The sequence below is a fragment of the Flavihumibacter petaseus NBRC 106054 genome (assembly GCF_000974785.1).
GTDB lineage: Bacteria > Bacteroidota > Bacteroidia > Chitinophagales > Chitinophagaceae > Flavihumibacter > Flavihumibacter petaseus.
In genome coordinates this window covers 1,120,747-1,140,968 of record NZ_BBWV01000002.1, presented here as the reverse complement: position 1 = coordinate 1,140,968, position 20,222 = coordinate 1,120,747, and the positions used below count along the sequence as shown (strand labels likewise).

22 protein-coding genes are annotated in these 20,222 nt (G+C 48.7%); 8 read left to right on the top strand and 14 right to left on the bottom strand.

The genetic code is table 11. From position 1 onward, the window contains the following. Position 1: 1 nt before the first annotated feature. The gene (locus tag FPE01S_RS15000) at positions 2-832 is read right to left on the bottom strand and encodes a DUF1835 domain-containing protein (RefSeq protein ID WP_046369719.1); all 831 of its coding nucleotides are present in this window, start codon (positions 830-832) and stop codon (positions 2-4) included. 54 nt (positions 833-886) lie between these two features. Beyond that, on the bottom strand, positions 887-2,797 hold the full coding sequence (locus FPE01S_RS14995) for a DNA topoisomerase IV subunit B (RefSeq protein WP_046369718.1): 1,911 nt from the start codon (positions 2,795-2,797) through the stop codon (positions 887-889). Between the two features lie 317 nt (positions 2,798-3,114). On the opposite strand from FPE01S_RS14995, the gene FPE01S_RS14990 reads away from it, so the two are divergent. From FPE01S_RS14990 to FPE01S_RS14970, 4 genes are read left to right on the top strand one after another with little or no spacing between them, the layout of a single operon-like run. Continuing rightward, positions 3,115-3,381: a hypothetical protein gene (locus FPE01S_RS14990; RefSeq protein ID WP_046369717.1), complete on the top strand. Its 267-nt coding sequence runs from the start codon at positions 3,115-3,117 to the stop codon at positions 3,379-3,381. 12 nt (positions 3,382-3,393) lie between these two features. Then, a complete protein-coding gene (locus tag FPE01S_RS14985) occupies positions 3,394-3,669 on the top strand; it encodes a hypothetical protein (protein WP_046369716.1) in 276 nt (91 codons plus the stop codon). Beyond that, positions 3,662-4,171 carry a YkgJ family cysteine cluster protein gene (locus FPE01S_RS24975; protein WP_052955834.1) on the top strand — a complete coding sequence of 170 codons (510 nt, stop codon included), beginning with the start codon at positions 3,662-3,664 and terminating at the stop codon, positions 4,169-4,171. Before FPE01S_RS14985 ends, FPE01S_RS24975 begins: the two co-directional genes overlap by 8 nt. Beyond that, complete coding sequence (locus FPE01S_RS14970) at positions 4,168-4,884, top strand: thioredoxin domain-containing protein (RefSeq protein ID WP_052955832.1); 717 nt, start codon at positions 4,168-4,170, stop codon at positions 4,882-4,884. The genes FPE01S_RS24975 and FPE01S_RS14970 overlap by 4 nt, the downstream gene beginning before the upstream one ends. Here the strand turns inward: FPE01S_RS14970 and FPE01S_RS14965 are convergent. Genes FPE01S_RS14965 through FPE01S_RS14940 form a run of 6 tightly spaced genes read right to left on the bottom strand, consistent with a single transcriptional unit; the run spans position 4,850 to position 9,127 of the window. Further along, positions 4,850-5,728: a DUF5777 family beta-barrel protein gene (locus tag FPE01S_RS14965; RefSeq protein ID WP_052955829.1), complete on the bottom strand. Its 879-nt coding sequence runs from the start codon at positions 5,726-5,728 to the stop codon at positions 4,850-4,852. The two genes, FPE01S_RS14970 and FPE01S_RS14965, sit on opposite strands and share 35 nt — an antisense overlap. A gap of 3 nt (positions 5,729-5,731) precedes the next feature. Beyond that, positions 5,732-6,271, bottom strand: coding sequence for a YceI family protein (locus FPE01S_RS14960; RefSeq protein WP_052955827.1), 540 nt, complete (start codon positions 6,269-6,271; stop codon positions 5,732-5,734). Further along, complete coding sequence (locus tag FPE01S_RS14955) at positions 6,271-6,651, bottom strand: c-type cytochrome (protein ID WP_046369714.1); 381 nt, start codon at positions 6,649-6,651, stop codon at positions 6,271-6,273. Before FPE01S_RS14955 ends, FPE01S_RS14960 begins: the two co-directional genes overlap by 1 nt. A 21-nt stretch (positions 6,652-6,672) precedes the next feature. Next, positions 6,673-7,101 carry an OB-fold protein gene (locus FPE01S_RS14950; RefSeq protein WP_046369713.1) on the bottom strand — a complete coding sequence of 143 codons (429 nt, stop codon included), beginning with the start codon at positions 7,099-7,101 and terminating at the stop codon, positions 6,673-6,675. A 57-nt stretch (positions 7,102-7,158) separates the two neighbouring features. Continuing rightward, on the bottom strand, positions 7,159-8,544 hold the full coding sequence (locus tag FPE01S_RS14945) for a porin family protein (protein ID WP_157474040.1): 1,386 nt from the start codon (positions 8,542-8,544) through the stop codon (positions 7,159-7,161). Beyond that, positions 8,525-9,127: an RNA polymerase sigma factor gene (locus FPE01S_RS14940; RefSeq protein WP_046369711.1), complete on the bottom strand. Its 603-nt coding sequence runs from the start codon at positions 9,125-9,127 to the stop codon at positions 8,525-8,527. The genes FPE01S_RS14945 and FPE01S_RS14940 overlap by 20 nt, the downstream gene beginning before the upstream one ends. Positions 9,128-9,252: 125 nt before the next feature. Between FPE01S_RS14940 and dnaG the strand changes: the two genes are divergently transcribed. Beyond that, positions 9,253-11,196: a DNA primase gene (dnaG, locus tag FPE01S_RS14935; RefSeq protein ID WP_046369710.1), complete on the top strand. Its 1,944-nt coding sequence runs from the start codon at positions 9,253-9,255 to the stop codon at positions 11,194-11,196. Between the two features lie 8 nt (positions 11,197-11,204). Here dnaG and FPE01S_RS14930 read toward each other — a convergent pair whose 3' ends face one another. The 6 genes from FPE01S_RS14930 to rpsO all read right to left on the bottom strand — a co-directional run bounded on the left by FPE01S_RS14930 (position 11,205) and on the right by rpsO (position 16,910). Continuing rightward, positions 11,205-11,876: a YdeI/OmpD-associated family protein gene (locus FPE01S_RS14930; protein WP_046369709.1), complete on the bottom strand. Its 672-nt coding sequence runs from the start codon at positions 11,874-11,876 to the stop codon at positions 11,205-11,207. A 66-nt stretch (positions 11,877-11,942) separates the two neighbouring features. Continuing rightward, positions 11,943-12,752, bottom strand: coding sequence for a M48 family metallopeptidase (locus FPE01S_RS14925; protein ID WP_046369708.1), 810 nt, complete (start codon positions 12,750-12,752; stop codon positions 11,943-11,945). Between the two features lie 67 nt (positions 12,753-12,819). Next, on the bottom strand, positions 12,820-13,461 hold the full coding sequence (gene plsY / locus FPE01S_RS14920; protein ID WP_046369707.1) for a glycerol-3-phosphate 1-O-acyltransferase PlsY: 642 nt from the start codon (positions 13,459-13,461) through the stop codon (positions 12,820-12,822). A gap of 37 nt (positions 13,462-13,498) precedes the next feature. Then, positions 13,499-14,314, bottom strand: a complete 816-nt coding sequence (gene prmA / locus FPE01S_RS14915) for a 50S ribosomal protein L11 methyltransferase (RefSeq protein ID WP_052955824.1) — start codon at positions 14,312-14,314, stop codon at positions 13,499-13,501. Positions 14,315-14,365: 51 nt separating this feature from the next. Then, positions 14,366-16,525 carry a polyribonucleotide nucleotidyltransferase gene (pnp, locus tag FPE01S_RS14910; protein WP_245624006.1) on the bottom strand — a complete coding sequence of 720 codons (2,160 nt, stop codon included), beginning with the start codon at positions 16,523-16,525 and terminating at the stop codon, positions 14,366-14,368. 112 nt (positions 16,526-16,637) lie between these two features. After that, positions 16,638-16,910, bottom strand: a complete 273-nt coding sequence (gene rpsO, locus FPE01S_RS14905) for a 30S ribosomal protein S15 (RefSeq protein ID WP_046369705.1) — start codon at positions 16,908-16,910, stop codon at positions 16,638-16,640. Positions 16,911-17,027: 117 nt separating this feature from the next. Here rpsO and FPE01S_RS14900 point away from each other — a divergent pair, with 117 nt between their 5' ends. The 3 genes from FPE01S_RS14900 to FPE01S_RS14890 are packed head-to-tail and all read left to right on the top strand — an operon-like array spanning position 17,028 to position 20,216. Further along, complete coding sequence (locus FPE01S_RS14900; RefSeq protein ID WP_046369704.1) at positions 17,028-18,008, top strand: Gfo/Idh/MocA family protein; 981 nt, start codon at positions 17,028-17,030, stop codon at positions 18,006-18,008. Next, positions 17,983-19,095 (top strand): glycosyltransferase, encoded by a 1,113-nt coding sequence (locus FPE01S_RS14895; protein WP_157474039.1) that lies wholly within the window; start codon positions 17,983-17,985, stop codon positions 19,093-19,095. Before FPE01S_RS14900 ends, FPE01S_RS14895 begins: the two co-directional genes overlap by 26 nt. Beyond that, on the top strand, positions 19,092-20,216 hold the full coding sequence (locus FPE01S_RS14890) for a glycosyltransferase family 4 protein (RefSeq protein ID WP_046369703.1): 1,125 nt from the start codon (positions 19,092-19,094) through the stop codon (positions 20,214-20,216). The genes FPE01S_RS14895 and FPE01S_RS14890 overlap by 4 nt, the downstream gene beginning before the upstream one ends. The last annotated feature ends 6 nt before the right edge of the window (positions 20,217-20,222 follow it).

The following is a 20,222-nucleotide window of genomic DNA, read 5'->3' as shown; positions in this document are numbered from 1 at the left end:
CCTATTCTGTTTCTACCGGCGTTTCTGATTTTCGCTTGATCTCAAAATCTTTCATGTTCTTCTGTTCGCCCTGCACGTCGAATTTTTCGTCACGAATGAGTGTTTTCAATCGCCAGAGCAGGTATGCGTCGCCGGTAGTCACCTTGTTCTTTGAAAGAAACTGGTGAATTATTCTGGAGGCTTTCTGCCAGTCGTTGGTGATGTATTTGGCCAGGTCGCTGTCATAATAATCATAATCGTATTGCGACAGTTTTTTGCCTCCTTCGAGGATGCGGACGCCTTTTTTTTCTTCCGAAAGTTTGATCCATTCATCCGGATCCACCTCAAATTCACTGAGTGTTACCGGCCGCGCGAGTTTCCTTGCTTTAAGGAACTCTTTGGGCGGGATGGAACTCAGCCAGGTAGGGTAAAACAACTGGCCTTTTTCATTCAGGAAGGGAAGATTGTTCAGATAGAGGATATGTATCCTTCCCTGGAACTCCTTCACGAAATGCAGGAGCCAGTAATAGCCGCAAACATCATGTTTGTTCTGGGCGGCCCAGATCCACACGAACTCCGACTCATCGCGCCGAAGGCGGCCAACCAGTTCAGCCGCTGTTTTGAAGTCATCTACTTCACCTGTATCGGCTTTCCCCTCATAATCACCGCCGGCAAGGATTTCCCGCCACCAGTTCGTTCTCTCCTCACGGCCTTCCCCTTTATACATATTGTACAGTGGTCCTACGGCATAGTCGTCCCTGATCAGGAGGATCTCACCTTCCAGTGTTGGCTCAAGGACAATAGCCTGTTGCAATACGGCAATATCCGCTTCATTAAAAACAATATGGATCATAGTTCTCCAAATTCAATACCGACAAAACGGCGGTGTGTTCAATAGTGCTTAAGATCAGGCTGCACCGGCTGCTGCCTCTCCATCTTCTACCAGGTCAAGCTCCACCCGGAGGTTGTCAATGATAAAGTCCTGGCGCACCGGTGTATTTTTGCCCATATAATATTCCAGCAATTGCTGGATATGCGTTTCCGGCATTACCAGCACCGGCTGTTTCCGCATGTCTTCGCCGATAAACCGTGAAAATTCATCCGGGGAGATCTCACCCAATCCCTTAAAGCGGGTGATTTCTGGTTTATTGCCCAGTTTTTTCACAGCAGCCGCCTTTTCACTTTCATCGTAACAATAGATGGTTTCCTGTTTATTGCGGACGCGAAACAGGGGCGTTTCCAGGATATATACGTGGCCGTTTTTTACGAGATCAGGAAAGAACTGCAGGAAGAATGTCATCAGGAGCAGACGGATGTGCATACCATCTACGTCGGCATCGGTGGCGATCACCACATTGTTGTACCGCAGGCCTTCGATTCCGTCTTCAAGGTTGAGGGCATGCTGCAGCAGGTTGAATTCTTCATTCTCATACACCACTTTTTTGGTCAGCCCGTAACAGTTCAGTGGCTTACCCCTGAGACTGAAAACCGCCTGTGTTTCCACACTGCGCGCCTTTGTAATGGAGCCGCTTGCAGAATCACCTTCGGTAATGAAAATGGTGCTTTCCCGTTGTTTCAGGGCAACTGATTCCTTGTCTTTGCCGGAAGGTTCTTCGTTGTAGTGAAAACGGCAATCCCTTAGCTTCTTGTTGTGCAGATTGGCTTTTTTAGCCCGCTCATTGGCCAGTTTTTTGATACCTGCCAGTTCTTTTCTTTCGCGTTCACTCTGCTCAATACGTTTTTTCAGCGCATCTGCGGTTGACGGATTCTTGTGCAGGTAATTGTCCAGCTCCTTTGCCAGAAATTCGAGAATGAAGGCCTTCATGCTCTGACCGCCTTCTTCCACGTACTGGGAACCGAGTTTGGTTTTCGTCTGCGATTCGAATACGGGTTCCACCACGCGTACAGAAACGGCAGCCGTAATGCTGGCCCGGATATCCGAAGCTTCGTAATCCTTTTTATAGAAGTCTCTTACCACCTTCACAAATGCTTCCCGGAAAGCCTGCTGGTGGGTACCCCCCTGCGTTGTGAACTGTCCATTAACGAAACTGAAAATCTCTTCGCCATAGTCGTTGTTGTGGGTGATGGCCACTTCGATGTCGTTACCCTTCAGATGAACGATGGGGTAACGCAGTTCATCTTCATTGGTTTTCCGCTGCAGCAGGTCGAGCAGTCCGTTCTTGCTGATGAATTTTTTCCCATTGAAATGCAGGGCAAGTCCGGCATTGAGGTAGCAATAGTTCCAGAGCTGGTTCTCGATATACTCTTCCTGGAAATGAAAGTTGCGGAAAACAGTATCATCCGGCGTAAAATTCACCAAAGTGCCATTGGGCTCTTTGCTGGCCGTTTCCTTATACTCTTTAATAAGTTGTCCCTTCTCGAACTCCGCCGTTTTCTCTTTTCCGTCACGGAAGGCGGTGACTTTAAAGTAAGTGCTCAGGGCATTCACGGCTTTCGTACCCACACCATTCAGACCCACACTTTTCTGGAAAGCCTTACTGTCGTATTTGGCTCCTGTATTGATTTTGCTCACCACGTCCACCAGTTTTCCCAGGGGAATACCCCGGCCATAGTCGCGGATGGTGACTACACGATCTTTGATGGAGATCTCCACCTGTTTGCCATAACCCATCGTGTGTTCATCGATGCAGTTATCGATCACTTCTTTCAGCAGCACATAGATGCCATCATCTGCGCTGGTGCCATCGCCTAACTTACCGATATACATTCCGGGCCGAAGGCGGATATGCTCCCGCCAGTCGAGGCTCCGGATGGAATCTTCGGTATACTCAAATCCTGATTTTTGTGTTTCTGCCATAGAATTCGCCTAAAGGGGGCAAATATAGCCATTGCGGCTGCATGATGAAAATGTGGATTGTGCACCCCTGTGGAAAAGCCTCCCTGCCAGCTAACCTGCTGGTTTTCAATACAGATTGGTTAACCTTATTTTAAATTCCGGAAACAGTACTCTCCCGCTTTTACAGATCGCCGAATATCCCTATTTTTGATTTTCCGACACGGTTGCAGGGCCCGGCTCTTTACTAACCTCAGCCAGCCTCCCGAAGTTGGAATACTAACCCATTAGGTGCTGATTTACAACCCGTTATTGAGATTAATTGTTGAAAAATTGCGTGTATGTATAACTATTCCTTGTTGGAGACGAGTTGTTATTATCTGATCCAGGAAAAAGCAGATGGTCCTGTTTCACTGATCAAGGTGAATATGGACACCGATTACTGCCTTTTCATTACCCGTTTTGGAGAAACAGAAAGTACAGAATGGAGGAAAAAGCAGGACCCGATTCATGAAATTCTTGAGTTGCTGAGTGATGATAAAGTGCGTGAGTGGCAAACTGCCTATTACAGCAATGAGGATGCATTTTATGAAGATGGCGAAGAATAAAACCGCTTAATCATGACAACTTACGCTGACCTTCAGGCAGGCAATTTTTACCTGATCAGAGGTACTGTTAATGGGGAAATCGAATTGATTTCCCTTTTGGCGCTTACAGAAAAATGTGTGTTACTGAGAAGTTTTGGACAGATGGACGCAGATTTCTGGCGCAAAAGAGAGGATACCATTCATGAGGTGATCGAAGAGCTGGATTATGACAGCGCTTCTGCCATCTTATCGCTTTATGATGATGAGGATGAGGACGATCTGTCCTGGGAGGATGACGAGGATGAATAAAACCCTGATTACTGACCTTACGGAGATTGCACAACTGGCAGAAAGCAGGTATTCTGAAAACCTCGCCTTCAGGCACTTTATGGCGCAACAGGATGCAGCGGCAACTGATGAACTGGTTTTCCCGTTGCAGGAAGCTGTGACAAAAGCAGTCGACTGCTGTGCCTGCGGAAACTGCTGCCGGAGTATGATGGTGGATGTGACGGAAGAGGAAGCCAACAGCCTGGCAGAAGCCTTGAATGAGCCGCTGGCTGTTGTCAAATCAAAATATATTGAAGAAAGTCTTTCCGGCCGCCTGCTGGTAAGCAGTATGCCCTGCCATTTCCTGGAAGGAAATCTTTGCCGGATTTATGACAACCGCTTTTCCACCTGCCGATCCTTCCCGCACCTCGACCAGCCCGGTTTCAACGCCAGGCTCTTTTTCATTTTGCAGCATTATGGACGCTGCCCCATCGTCTTCAATGTGGTGGAAGCATTGAAAGCATGTACTAATTTTACGCCATGAAAGCGCTGATTATTCCTGCCCGTAGAGCCTGTTATCTTTTTCTTTGCCTGTTCGTGTTTGGCCTGGCGGCCTGTGGCCAGCAGGGCGAAGCCCTCCAACCTGCAGCCTTTTCTGACAAGCTAGCTGATTCCCTGGTGCAACTGCTGGATGTCAGGACTGCAGCAGAATACCAGGGTGGTCATCTTCGCAATGCCATGCAGGCCGACTGGAATATGCCGCAGGAATATGCCAGGAGAATTTCCTTTCTCGACAAAAGCCGGCCGGTACTGGTTTATTGTCTCAGTGGCGGGCGCAGTCACGAAGCAGCACTGCAACTGAAACAGAAAGGATTTACTGTTTTTGAATTAAAAGGCGGAATCAGTGCCTGGAAGAAAAGCGGCCTTCCTGTGGAAGGACAGTCTCCGCAACAGGCAATGTCGCAGGAATTATTCAATAAAGCAATTTCAGGTGATCAGTATGTGCTCGTTGATTTTGGTGCCCCCTGGTGCCCGCCCTGCCGGAAGATGGCTCCTGTTCTGGACTCACTGGTAAAAGAAAAAGCAGGAGTTTTTACACTCCTGCAATTGGACGCCGGACAGGAAACGGAGTTGGCGAAACAATTAAAAGTTGAAGCACTGCCACATTTTTTTCTCTATAAAGAAGGTAAACTCGTCTGGGAGCAGCAAGGCCTTGTAGACCTCAATACCCTGAAGGCACTGTTTTCTTCTTTTTAAGCTGAAACACCCGCGACAGGTTGAATCCAAAGTAGATATCCCCATCCCGCCATTGATAGGCAGTCTGGCTGATAAAGGAGGTAGGAACGAGTCCCTGTGAGTTGCTGAACACAAACTGAAAAACGTGTCCTCCTGTTTCAATATCAAAACCTGCGGAAAATGAATTGTATACCTGGGTGCTGTTTACCTGGTCCGGCAACAGGTAAGTATATTCCGTATTAAAACTGACCCGTTTGCTGATCCTGAAACGGCCGCCCAATCCAACCGCAAACACATCATTTTTATCATCTGCTTCAGGAACCAGGTTATAATGTATCCAGGAAGGAGTCAGCTGCAGGGAGAAAAAACTGCCGAACTTCCGGGCGATCAGTAACTGGGTGAAATAATTGGTGCGGTATTTACCATCGTAATAGGGTTTTTCCGGATAGTGCAAGGTAACGTAAGCCAGGCCGGCATACAGCGACGTGGTCAACGGCATGGAGTTATCAGACTGTTGCGTAAATATCCTGTATTTGAAACTTGCGTCATAAGTTTTCTCGTATGAGCTCCTGCCGATACCAATGGCCAGTTTGTCCGTTATTCCATAATCAAAACCCAGCCGGATAGTGGCATTGTCCAGCCCGAACAAATCGTAGAGGCCATCACTTATTCTGCCGAACCGGTGCATGATCATTACCTGCAACACGCCCTTTTTGGGTGATTCAACGCTTGCCTGATTTTGTATATAGGTGCCCTTGAAAGTGCCGGTTACCGGAAATTTTGTATTCAATGTTGTATCCTGTGCCAATGCTGTATTGAAAAGGTGTAACAGCAGGATCGGGATAATAATGGTTGTCTTGTTCATAAATCAGGGTTTACATTCAAAGGATACCGTTACTTCCATTTCTGATGCGATCTTGTCGCGCACCAGCCCGGGAATCTTAATCTGGAAGTCCTCGGGTTTCAGGAGAAACCTGGTTTGTCCGGCAATGGTCTGTTCCTTCACCTCAACCACAGCGGGAAAACTGATCTGTTTTGTTACGCCATGCAGGGTGATATTGCCTTTCACGGTGAGGTCGAGTTTTCCTTTTCTCGAAAGGTCAATGGCTGGTTCAAAGGTTCCTTCAAAACCGGCTTTGGGATACTTGTCACTTTCGATATAGTTTTCATTAAAGTGTTCCTGCATCAATGCCTTTTCAAAGAGGAAAGCTTTTACCAGCATCATTGCTTTCACTGTTTGTTTTTCAGGATCAAGCAGGAAAAGAACCTGACGGTTTTCAGCTTTAATGTCTTCCAGAGGGGTATGGGAATACAGGCGAACGTTGCCGTTTTTGGTCATCCAGTCACCAGGTGATGGCGACAATACAGGTGACATCAACATAAAGAAAACAGAAAGCCAGGTGAGCATTAGTTGTTGGGTTTACCCTGGTCGATCCAGGCCTGGATTTTTGCAATATTGCAGGAGGAAAGTTTGGCAGCGTTTTGCGGCATCGGAACATAACCGCTTTGGTGGTTGATGGCACCGATCAGGCGGCCATCATCCGCAACTACTTTCACTTCGGCATAGTTGGTAAGGGAAAACGGTGCGGTTGGTGTGGCGCCATGGCAGCTGCTGCAATTGGAATTGATGATGGGCAGCACGTTGTTGGCAAATGACATATTCGCAGTGTTGCAGGTCGGGGGATTGTCGGGATCCGTTGGCTGATCGGATTCCTTGTCTTTACTACAGGACGATAGCAGGCATAGGGCAATAAGCTGGCTGGCCAGCAGGATGTGTTGGGCTTTCATTTTCGATGTTTTATGGGAGGTTTATTGAATGATGCAGTCTACCAGGCTGACGTCTACCAGGTAACCGGCGCATTTCCCTTTGATGGTGATCTGTCGGTTCAGGAATTCAGATTGATTGCCGTCAGGTTTATCCCGGAGCAGGCAATTGATATTCCCATTACCGCTCGTTTGGAGCAGTAAGGCGACTTGTCCGGAACTGGTGTCAACAGCCTGAACAATTCCCTGTACCTCGAGGATCTTATCCATAAAATGGTGACCTGCAGCAAGCTCATCACTGGAAAATGCTGCAAAGAGGGCATTGGCAGAGAGGCTGGTGTCCGCTTGTAGCGTTGCTACTGATGGCCGAAGCTGGTGGTAAGCTACCCAACCCCAGGTCAACACGGCCACCAGCGCTCCGACCGCCAATACAATCAATAGTTTCCGTTTTACGGATAATTTTCCTACAACCATATCTCCAACTTTCTATTCGAAGAAAACTGAACAGGGGTTGCGTAGGGTTTTAAAAAATCAGAATGGTAACTGATACCTGACTCCGGCCTGCACATTGAGTGCGCCGATTTTGACATTACCCTCACCAACACCCGATACGGGGATCGTAACAGATGGATACAGCTGAATGTGAAGGCGCGGCATTACCTGCCACTCACCGCCAGCTCCGAGGGAGATCGCGTTGGCAAATTTAAACTTGCCGGTTTCGTAAGTATGTTTATAATAATAACGGTTTCCGTCTTTCGTATAGTCGTAATTGTAAGTCTCTGATTTCATCTGTGCCGATTGAATGCCCGCAGTAGCGTAAACACGGTATTGTTTTTTCTGCAGGAAATCATAGCGCAGGAGAATCGGCCATTCCATCACGAAGCAGTCTGCCTCAACATCGATCAGGTCAACACCAGGCTGGTTCAGATAAGAGCCATCCGGCGGATGATAGTCTGAACCGTCAGCATCGTAAATTTTGTGAAAGAAAGTAAGACCGCTTTGTACGTACCATTTTTGTGCAAACCTGTACCCTGCTCCGAAGCCCCCGCCCCATGCTGTTGAACCGAGGCTGTTGCCAGGTACAAACGACCTTTCGAGTCCGCCACCGGCATAAACAAACCATCGGTTTTTAATCGGGTCTTGCTGTTGCGATTTCTTCTTCAGGTTTTTGTCCACGGGTGGCAGCGGCAATGTCCGGGGCGAAGACAAAGGATATTCCGGTGTACCGGCCGGGTATCCTGATCCGGCCTGTGCCGTTACCGCACCGGGCAGGCTGGCATCAAGTTCCCATAGACCCGTTGCTTCCTTTACACTCCTGTTTCCGTTAGCCGGGTTTTCTGTTTTTGTCAGCTGCCCCGCCTGGTGGCCGGATCGTTGACGCCCCTGGGCATCCCGTGATTTTTGGCGGTGCTGGCCCGCAGCAGTGGTCGCTCCGGTGTCGCTGCCTTTTTTCAACCGGGCGTTATCACTGCTGGCAGAAGCTGATGCAGCAGGATGGTCTCCGTTAGCATTGCCGTCAGGCGTGGCTGACGGATCACTTTCAGATCTGTCAACGGGTAAAGATTGGGGTACGGATTTCAGGGTCGCGGGTTCATTCAGGGAAGAAGCTTTCTTTTGACCGTTTGCAGCAGCACTACTTTTGCTGGCTGGTTGATCCGGTTTGCCAGTTACTGTTTCATTGCTGGCTTGAGGTAATACAGCAGGCCGGGTATGATCTCCTTTTTCAAGGAAGTAAACGAGTGCACCGATGAGCACCAGTCCGCTCCACCACCAGAAAAGAATCCGGCGGCGTTTTTTTTCGTTTTGGTCAAGAAGGCGTTCCATGTCCTTCCACGCCGTTTCCGGCATGGGGGGACCAGGCTGGTCAGCCGCTTCCCTGAACCAATCGTCCATATGATTAAATTGCTCTTTGTCCATGGTTTAGGATTTGGGGTTGCGCCTGCAGGATCATTCGCTGGAGATTGGTCCGTGCACGCGCAAGGTTGCTTTTTGAAGCACCTACAGATATTTTCAACATTTTAGCGATCTCTTCATGGGAACAACCATCTATAACAAACAGGTTAAATACAAGCCGGTAAGCCGGGGAAAGTTTGCCAATCATTTTCAGTAACTCTTCATGCGAAAGACGGTCCAGCCCCTGTGGCGGAACCGCCAGCCATTCACGAGTATCGACATCTTCCCCCAGCCAGAAGGTCCTGACTTTGCGTTTGCGCAGGTGATCAATGGAAGTATTGATAAATATCCTTCTGATCCAGGCTTTCAGGGCATTTTCCAGGGAGGGTTGCTGCGGTCTGAAATTCCGCAGTTCCTGGAAGATTTTCAGGAATGCATCGTTTATTACTTCAATGGCATCGGCATCATTGGATACGTAGCGATGGCACACAGTATGGCCATAGCCAAAAAAACGGGCATAGAGTGCCGATTGACTTTCACGCTCTTTACGAATGCATCCATCGATAAGCGCTTGCAGATCCGACTGTTGGGCGTCTCCGGAAACCATTGAATACTCCCCTTTACGTAGCTGGGATCAGTCCGGTTGCGGACCGGATTAAAAATACATTCTTTTTTTTCGGGAAAGCCGGGCACGCGCATTCGTTTCGTCGTAAATTGCCCGTCCGCTCACATTTGATCACCCAGGAAACCATACAACAGATTCTCAGCCGTATCGATATCATCGATGTGGTGGGCAGTTTCGTAAAACTGAAAAAAAGGGGGACCAATTACCTGGGACTCTGTCCCTTCCACAATGAAAAAACGCCCAGTTTTACTGTTTCGCCTACCAAAGAGATCTACAAATGCTTTGGGTGCGGAAAAAGCGGCAATACGGTCAGTTTTGTGATGGATCACGAAAAACTGAGTTACGTGGAGGCGCTTCGCTGGCTTGCCGGCCGGTATGGCGTAGAAGTGGAAGAAACAGCGGTCAGCCCGGCACAAAGGGAACAGCAACAGGCGGCAGAAAGTCTTTATATCCTGAACCAGTTTGCTCAACGTTATTTCAGCCGTGTGCTGAAAGAAGATGAGGAAGGCCAGGCAGTGGGCATGTCTTATCTCGAAGAAAGGGGATTCAACCCCGCCATCCTTGAAAAGTTTCAAATCGGTTACTGCAAGGAAGACCGCAAAGCTTTTGTAACAGAGGCGCTGCGGGAACAATACAACCCTGAACTCCTGGTCAAATCCGGACTTGCTGCTGTAAGGAATGATGACCTGGTGGACAATTACCGGGGACGGATCATTTTCCCTGTTCACAATACCAATGGAAAGGTGCTTGGATTCGGCGCAAGAATCATCCGCAAGAACGACAAGGCGCCAAAGTATATCAACACTCCGGAAAACGAAATCTATCTCAAAAGCCGGATCCTGTACGGTATGTATTTCGCCCGGCAGAGCGTCGACAAACTGGACGAGTGCCTGCTCGTGGAAGGCTATACGGATGTTGTCAGTCTTCACCAGGCCGGTATAGAAAATGTTGTCGCCAGCGGCGGAACTTCCCTGACCACTGATCAGATCCGGCTGGTAAGAAAATATACCGACAACCTGACGATCATTTACGATGGCGATGCAGCGGGTATCAAGGCAGCCCTCAGGGGATTGGACATGGCGCTGGAGGAAGGGCTTAATGTGAAACTTGTGCTTATCCCTGACAAGGAAGATCCGGACAGCTACGTCAACAAAGTAGGTGCGGCGGCCTTCCGCGATTTTGTTTCGGGGAACAAGAAAGACTTTATTCTCTTCCAGCTGGAAGTAGCCCTGAAAGATGCCGGAAATGACAGTATAAAAAAAGCTACCGTGGTCAACCAGATCGCGGAAACGTTGTCACGCATCAATAAAGCAGAAGACTTTACCCGGCAACAGGACTATATCCGCCAATGTGCGGGATTGCTGCAGATCGATGAAGCCGGCCTGATTCACCTCGTTAACAAGTTCATCCGCGAAAGGGTCAGCAAAGAGGAAAGCAAGTGGCAGCCAACTGAGGAACAGTTCCAGGATTTTGGTGCCGGAGAATTTCCACCTGACAATATCCAGGGGGAAGACGAGAGCTTTCAACTGCTGATCCGCGATGAAATGCAGGAACGGGCAGTTGTCAGGGCCCTGATTGAATTTGGCTTGAAACCATGGGATGACCAGCACCTCGTTGCAAACCATATCCTGGAGGAACTGGATGAAGAACTTCTGGATAATGCAAGCCTTGTGCAGGTTGTTCAAACTTACAGAACCTGGTTTGAAGGCGGACTGGAACCAACTGCCCGAAGTTTCTTTTACCATGAAGACCAGGCCCTCTCTTCGGTAGTGGTAAGCCTGCTGGAATTGAAGTATGAGGTGAGTGACAAGTGGAAGAATAAGTTCAAGATGAGTGCGAGTACCCGCGAGGATCTCTACCGGGAAGAAGTTACTTCCACCCTGGGTTACCTGAAACTCAGGAAGATCAAAAGAATGATCGAAGAAAACCAGGCGGATCTTTCGCGGCCGCATACACCCGATGAACAGATTACACTACTGCAAACCCACCAGGCGCTGAAAAAGATGGAAAAAGAATTACTGCTCCACCTGGGAACAGTAATTGTAAGATAACCGGAATATTATTTCTCGGAAGGATTCTTCTTGCCCGCCAATAATTTTTCAAGACTTGCTTCTACCCTGGCTACACGTGTTTCTTCTTTTTTTGCTGATGTGATCCACACAGCATATTCTTTCTTGTTGGTAAAGGAAAGCGTGTCAAAAAACTCGTGGGCTTTCCTGTTCTTTTTCAATTGCAGCAGCTTCTGAAGATCAGGTGGTGCATCAACAGTGCGGTTTACAAAATCAACACCTTCTACGGGAGCAGGCTGTCCGCCGTTTGCCGACGCCCTTCTCATCTCCTTGATCCTTTGAGCCCTTTTGAACCGCAGCGCGCTCCAGACAGAATCGAGCGCCACCTGGCGTACGCCTTCATATCCGGCATTCACTACTTTATCCCAGCTGCAGTCACGATTCAGGTTGCTGACAATCTTGGAAGAAGACTTGGGATAGGCAATCCACAGTTTTGAATCATCGTGCAATGCCGGCAGAACATCTTCCAGGATGCCATTCAACTGGTTTTCGTTGATTGCAAACACCAGGGCAAAATCGATCCTTCTGCTTTTCAGCAAAGGAGTGACATTCTTAGCGAAGGTCATTTTGCTGAACTGCTTTTCGATGGAGGACGGGAGGCCCTGTATGAGCAGATTCTTTTCTTCGTTGTATTGCAATTTTTCGAATAAATTCTGCGACATACCTGGTATAATTTAACTGGAAGGAATAATTATAGCGGGATGCAAATTTACAAAAAAAAGCAGGGATTACTTGCCCACCGGCTTGTAATATTTCATAGCTTCCGGCATCAGTTCCTTCAGTTTTTCGATCCTGGTAGCCTCTGCGGGGTGCGTACTGGCAAATTCCGGAGGACGGTTGCCCTGGCTGGCTGCAGCCATTCTTTCCCACAGCGGAATTGCTTCCTGGGGATTATAACCTGCCATCGCTGAAAAGAGAAGTCCGTATTTATCGGCCTCCAGCTCATTGCTCCTGGAGAAAGGCAAAACAGCACCGTACTGGCTACCGAGGCCATAGGCGCCCATAAAGATCTGCTGGGTTGCCTCAGGTTTGTTGGCAACAGCTACTGAAAGCGCTACGCCACCCAGTTGCTGCACCATTCCCTGGCTCATGCGTTCGTTGCCATGCTTGGCCAGCGCGTGGGCGATTTCGTGGCCCATTACAACAGCCAGTGCGGCTTCGTTCTGGGTAATGGGCAACAGGCCCGTATATACCACGATCTTGCCTCCCGGCATACACCAGGCATTTACTTCTTTGGAATCCACCAGGTTGTACTCCCATTTATACCCTGCCAATTCATTGGAAAGGCCTTTCTGACTGTAATAACTGGTAATGGCATTGGAAATCCGCTGGCCCACACGGCGCACCATTTCAGCGTCTTTGCTGGCGCTGGCAGCAACTACTTTATTCTGTGACAGGAATTGCTGGTATTCCTGTGTCGCCATGCTCTGGATCTCTGATTCAGAGAACAATGTCAACTGGTTACGGCCGGTAATGGGATTCTTACTGCAGGAAGTGACCGACGCTGCGATCAGCAGGGTATAGATAAGCTTCTTCATCTTGCAAATTTGCAGGGAACCTTTCAATTTACATACCAGCCCCGGGAATAATTTCTACAACCCCTTCTTATTTGTTCCGGCGGCGGTCGCGGTATTTGAGGATGGGAACTTTTCCCTCACTTCCACGGAAGAGCCTGCTGATGTTCTTCTGGTGGGTGAGGATAACGAGCAGGGCGACCGCAATCGCGAACACCCGGTACGCGTGATTGTCTACGTTAAAAATGACCAGGATGAATACCGGGAATGCAATGCTGGCAAGTATAGAACTTAGTGATACGAACCGGGTCAGGTATAGCACCAGGAGGAAAACACCGGAGCAGCAAAGGGCCGTCCAGGGTGAAATGCCAATGATCAGTCCAAACAGGGTGGCCACACCTTTTCCACCTTTAAAATCGGCCCAGACCGGGAAGATGTGACCCAGTACGGCAGCAATACCAAGTCCCATCTGCAAATTGGTTAATGCGATATCATTCTCGAGATAATAGGGAAGCAATAAAGACAACTTGACTGCGGCGAGGCCTTTCAGCACATCGATGACCATCACCAGGGTACCCCAACGGGGACCCAGTACCCTGAAAGTATTGGTAGCACCGGCATTACCGCTGCCATAATCCCGGATGTCAATTCCGAAATAATGCTTACTAACCCAAACTGCCGTGGGTATGGAGCCGATACAATAGGCGATTAATATCAGCAGAGCCTCTTTCATGCGAATGGTCGAGTTGGATTTTTCAAAAATAGGGAAATCAGGCTTTCAATGTCCAGCAAATCCAGCTTTCTTTTTCCTGTTTTTTGATTAACGTCAGGCCGGCTGATGCTATTGCATTTTCTGCATCTGGTATGTCGGCAGCCAATAAACCGCTGATCACCAATACACCATCTGGTTTCAACAATTGTTTCAAAGCTGGCAGTGATGGCAGGATCACCCGTTTGTTAATGTTTGCAAGTATGATATCCTGTGGTTGCACCCCGTCCAGGTTTTCTGCCTTCCTGAGAGCTACTTTATTGCAACCATTACGGGAAAAGTTTTCCCCGGCATTGTCAATACTCCAGTCGTCATTGTCAATGGCGAGAACAGTTTCAGCACCCATTTTTTCTGCAAGTATTGCCAGAACACCCGTACCCGTACCGAAGTCAAAAACTGACTTCCTGCTGAAAACCAATTCTCCCATTGCTTCCAGCATCTGGAAAGTAGTAGCGTGATGACCGGTGCCAAAACTCATCTTTGGGGTAACCACGATGTCGTACAATACACCTTCCTGCGGCTCGTGAAAATCGGCTCTCACGGCGCAGAAACCGGGAACTACCACCGGCTCAAAACTTGATTCCCAGGCTGCGTTCCAATTCTGTTGCGGTATCGTCTCCAACGTAAAAGAGAGTGCCATGGGATCAACAATTTCGTGTAGCAACGCTTCGTCAAATTCAGGCAGGGCTATATACCCCCTGAGGGTGTCCCGCTCCTCTGTAAAGCCTTCGTAACCGATATCTGCCAGTAGTGCAATCAGGATATCGCGTTGTTCAGGATCGCTTACGGTAATCGTTACCTGTTGGTAGTTCATCATAACAAGAAAAAACCCCGATCAGTGATCGGGGTCAGATTATTTTATAAAAGTCTAGTCATTTCTTTCCGGACGCTGCTGACCACCGGATGGTGCGCCTTCAGGCTTGGGAAGCAGCACTTTGCGGCTGAGTTTGAACTTGCCGGACTTCGGATCAGTTCCGGTCAGTTTCACTTTTACCACGTCGCCTTCCTTCAGAACACCTTCAAGTGTTTCCAGACGCTTCCAGCTCACTTCGGAAATGTGCAGCAAACCTTGTTTGCCAGGCAGGAATTCCACGAACGCACCATAAGGCTGAATTGACTTCACGGTAGCTTCGTAGGTATCACCAACCGTAGGCTGGGCAGCAATACCTTTGATCCAGTTAACCGCCTTATCAACATTTTCCTTTTTAGCACCAAAGATGCTTACTTCACCCTGGTTGTTCTTTTCTTCAATATTGATAGTGGTTCCGGTTTCACGCTGCATTTCCTGGATCACCTTACCACCAGGTCCGATAACGGCACCGATGAATTCTTTATCGATGAATAGTTTCACCATGCGGGGAGCATGCGGTTTAACATCGCCGCGCGCAGCCGGGATAGCTTCGTACATGGCGTTGAGGATATGCATCCGTCCGCGGTTTGCCTGAGCAAGTGCCTGGCGCATGATATCCATGCTGAGGCCGTCAACCTTAATGTCCATCTGCACACCACAAATTCCTTCACGGGTACCTGTTACTTTAAAGTCCATATCGCCAAGATGATCTTCATCACCCAGGATATCGGTCAGTACAGCAAATTTGCCTTCTTTGGTAATCAGGCCCATTGCCACACCGGAAACGTGTTTGGGGAAAGGAACACCTGCGTCCATCAGAGCAAGTGAACCTGCACAGACGGTAGCCATTGACGAGGAACCATTTGACTCCAGGATATCACTCACAATCCTGACAGTGTACGGATATTCGTCACCAGGCATCATCTGCTTCAGGGAACGCATAGCCAGGTTACCGTGACCAACTTCGCGGCGGCCGGGTGCACGCATCATTTTCACTTCACCGGTAGAGAATGGCGGGAAGTTATAGTGCAGGATGAATTTTGAATAAACGGAAACTGCAGCACTTTCCACCAGCAGCTCGTCCAGTGGTGTACCAAGGGTTACGGTAGTGAGTGACTGTGTTTCACCGCGGGTAAACAGGGCTGCTCCATGGGGAGAAGGCAGCGCATCTACTTCCATAGCCAGCGGGCGAACATCCTCCAGGCCGCGTCCATCAAGGCGAACGCGGTCATTCAGGATCATGTCGCGCACTACATCATACTGCAGGTCGCCATAATAGCCTTTTGCTTTTTTGGAAATGGCGGAATCAAGCTCCTCACCTTCTGCAACTTCGTATTCTTTTTTCAGTTGCTCCTGTAGTGCTGTGCCAATCTCATCGAAACGGTCACTGCGTTCATGTTTGGAGAGTGCGCTTTTCGCAACAGCATAAACTTTTTCCTTGGCGAAAGCTTCAACTTTAGCACGGAGCTCTTCGTTTTGCTCCGGCTTCTTGTATTCACGTTTGCCGGATACACCTTTCTTGTCGCGGAGTTCCTGCTGGGCCTTTACCTGAACGCGGATGGCGTCATGTGCCAGCTCGATCGCTTTGATCAGGTCTTCTTCCAGGCACTCTTTTGCTTCACCTTCCACCATCATGATATTCTTCTCGGTAGCACCGATAATGAAGTCCATGTCGGCTTTCGCGAGTTCTGAACGAAGGGGGTTAACGATGAACTTCCCATCGATACGTGCAACACGTACTTCGGAAATGATTTCCTGAACAGGTACATCTGAAACGGCAAGTGCCGCTGATGCAGCGAGACAGGCAAGTGCATCGGGCATTACTTCGGGATCGCTGGAAACGAGGGTAACCAGTACCTGTACGTCACAAAAATAATCTTCCGGGAAAAGGGGGCGAAGTGCGCGGTCGATGAGACGGCTGGTGAGCACTTCATAGTCATTAAGTTTACTTTCTCTTTTGAAGAAAGAGCCGGGAATGCGGCCGGCAGAGGCAAACTTTTCCTGGTAATCAACCGTCAGGGGGAAGAAGGACTGACCTTCTTTGGGTTCTTTATTGGCAACAACGGTAGCTAGGATAATACAGTTGCCCTGGCGAACGGTAACTGCACCGTCGGCCTGGCGGGCCAGCTTGCCGGTTTCGATGATGACCTGACGGCCCTCACCTACTTCGAAGCTCACTTGTAGAGGTTGTGATAACATAGGTTCTACTATGATTTATATATTAACGCGCAAAAAACTATTCCCAACTTTTCATATCAGTTGGGAATAGTTTTATATATCATTATTTCGGTTATTTCCGAATGCCTAATTTCTCAATCAGCTGCCGGTAGCCGGTCAGGTTGTGTTTGCTCATGTAAGTCAGCAGGCGTTTGCGCTTACCTACGAGCTGCATCAGACCGCGGTGGGTGGAGAAATCCTTTTTGTTGGCCTGGAGGTGCTTGGAAATTGCGCTGATCCGTTCAGTCAACAAAGCAATCTGTCCTTCAATGGAGCCAGTATTTGCCGCATTGCCACCAAACTCGGTGAAAATGGAAGATTTTTTTTCTTTAGTTAAATAAGACATCATTTCTTTTTTTACGAAACATCCAATTGTTATATCTGCTTAAATTGGCGGCAAAGTTATGGAAAATCCGGGAAATACGTTGAAAATTGATGTTTTTTTTGGATTTTGCCGCCGCTTATGCCCATTCGATTTGTGCTCATTGGTGCCGGCAGAATTGCCAGACGGCATGCCGAACAGATCCGGCGTACCGGAATTCTCGTAGCAGTAGCCGACCCCGATTCCGGTATACTCGCCGATTTTACCCAAATATTTCCTGTTCCGGGATTTGCCGATCCTTCGGTTATGCTAGAACAGGCAACAGCCGATATTGCTGTAATCTGCAGCCCTAATGGTCTTCATTTCCACCATGTGAGACTTGCGCTTGCCAAAGGGCTGCATGTGCTTTGTGAGAAACCATTTTGCCTCAGGAGCAGCGAAGTTGCTGTTTTGACGGAGTTGTCCCGGCAATCAGCAAGACAGGTTTTCCTGGTTCTTTCTGCCAGATTTCACCCCATTCTGCAACAAATCCTGGCAAAGATAAGGCAGGGAGCCTGGGGAAGGGTGCTGAGTTTTCAGCTGAATGCCTGCTGGAACCGGCCGGCGGATTATTACCGGCAAAGCAGCTGGAGAGGGTCGCGTGAACTGGATGGCGGCATCCTGTATACCCAGTTCAGCCATTATCTGGATGCCCTATGCTGTTTTGTTCCAAATCTGAAGCCTACCGCTGTGTCGATGAAGAATGAATTGCACCAGCCCTGGATTCAGGGAGAGGACAGTGGAATCGCCCTGCTGGAAAACACCGCAGGAACAATTGGCAGCCTGCACTGGACGGTCAATGCAACCAACCGCAACATGGAAGCCTCCCTCCTGCTTGTTCTCGAAAAAGCTACGCTCCGGTTGGGCGGAACGCATATGCAGGAACTCGATTGGCTGGAGATTGAAGACAATTCCACCGGCATTTCTAAAACCGGATTGCCAGGAAATACCCTCCCCGGCCATCATGCAGAAGTTTACGACGAATTACTCCTGGCGCTCTCCGGCCATTCGCACCGGCTACCCGGCCCGCAGGACGGACTTTCTTCCATTGAACTGATTGAAGCAATATACCGTGGCAGCTAAGCGGATCATTTTTACCATTAACAATGATCCTTCCACCGATCAACGGATGCAACGCATCTGCGGCACTCTTGCTTCGAATGGTTACAAGGTAGTACTGGTAGGTCGTACCATGACTCGCTTACCGCTCCCTGAACTGCCCTACCCTGCATTCAGACTAAACTCCTGGTTACGGAAAGGCCCGCTGAGTTATGCTGAATTCAATATCCGGCTTTTCTGGTGGCTGCTCTTCCGCAAAACAGACATCATCTGTGCAATTGACCTTGACACCATCCTTCCTGTATATATCAACAGTAAATGGAAAAACATTGTACGTGTTTATGACGCGCATGAATATTTCAGCGAATTGAAGGAAGTGGTCAGGCGTCCGGCAATCCAGAAAATATGGCAACGAATAGAATCATTTTCCCTGCAAAGGTTTCCGCTGGGGTATACGGTAAGCCAAAGTATAGCAGAGGCCTTTGAAAACAGGTATGGCGTCAGGTATACTGTGATCAGGAACCTGCCTTTCAGGAACAAAAATGAGGTGCCGGTTACTCAACGAAAAAAACGTTTTCTGTACCAGGGTGCGATCAATGAAGGCAGAGGTATTGAACAACTTCTCGAAGCGATGCTGACCGTTCCCGCCGAACTTGATCTCTATGGTTCCGGCAACAGGCTGGATGCATGTAAAGCCCTTTGCCGGTCGCTTGGCCTTCAGCACAAGGTCTTTTTCCATGAGCCTGTTCCACCGGAGACTTTAAGAAAACTAACTCCTTATTATTGGGCCGGCATCAACCTGGTTGAGCCTGAGGGGCTGAATCAGCTGTATTCACTTGCCAATAAGTTCTTTGATTACATCCAGGCAGGAATACCCCAGGTAACCATGAATTTTCCCGAGTACCAGCGGGTGCAGCAGGAGCAACCGGTGGGCATTCTGCTTGGCAGTACCAGGTCTGCTGAAATTGCCCGTGCGCTCAACCATTTGCTGGAAGATACTGTTGTATATGAGCAATTGACGGAAAATTGCCGCCATGCCTCCAAAACGTACTGCTGGGAAAATGAAGAGAAACACTTATTGGCTGTTTATCAAAAAATATCGGATAAGTGAACAAATGCCTACATATAGTATCCCACGATGTGCCCTATCCACTTGATTATGGTGGCGTGATCGATATATTCTGCACCTTGCAGTCCCTTCATGCTGCAGGGGTAGAAATCATTCTCCATTGCTTTGAATACGGCCGTGGTGAGCAGCCCATACTCAACCAGTTTTGCCGCGAAGTGTTTTATTACCGCCGGCAGGAAGGTCATAAAGGATTTTCTTTTCAGTTACCCTATATCGTCAGTTCGCGGTCCAATCCTGAATTGCTTGACCGTCTTGCAGCTGATGACCACCCCATACTCCTGGAAGGAATTCATTGCAGTTACCTGCTTCAGGATAAACGGTTCGACAACCGAAACATTACCCTGCGGCTGTTTAATGTAGAACATTGCTATTACAAACACCTGTACCGTCATGAACGGTCATTAATGAAAAAGGCTTTCTATTTCAATGAAAGCCGCCTGCTCGAGAAATATGAGGCTATGGTAGCAAGCCGCGTGAAGATCCTTACCCTTTCGGATAGGGATACACGTTACTACCGGGAGGTTCTCGGCGGTAAGTTTGTAAAAACATTACCCGTCTTTGTACCGCACCAGGACCTGAAACCGGCGGAAGGACTGGGTTCATTCTGCCTGTACCATGGTAATCTTGGCGTTGCCGAAAATGAAAAAGCGGCGGAATGGTTGCTGGAAGAAGTGTTTGTAAAAATGAAGCTTCCTTTTGTTGTTGCTGGCAAAAACCCTTCCTCGAGGCTGGAGCGGATCGCGCATCAGGGATGCCATACCTGCCTGATTGCCGACCCGGAAGAACGCGAATTGAAAGACCTTATCAGTAAGGCACAGATCAATATCCTTCCCTCCTTTAATGAGACCGGCGTTAAACTGAAACTGCTGAATGCCTTATTCAACGGACGGCACTGCGTTGTAAATGATGCTGCAATTGAAGGCACACCACTGGGGCCACTTTGTCATATTGCGGAAACACCGGCTGCCATACAGCGCGTAGTGATGCAATTATATCATATGCCGTTCGGAGAAGAAGAGATCCGGCTCCGCCGAAAGATACTGGAGGCCCATTTCAACAATTCGGTAACAGCCGGCAATCTGCTAGACGTTATCCGTTCCTGATCCACA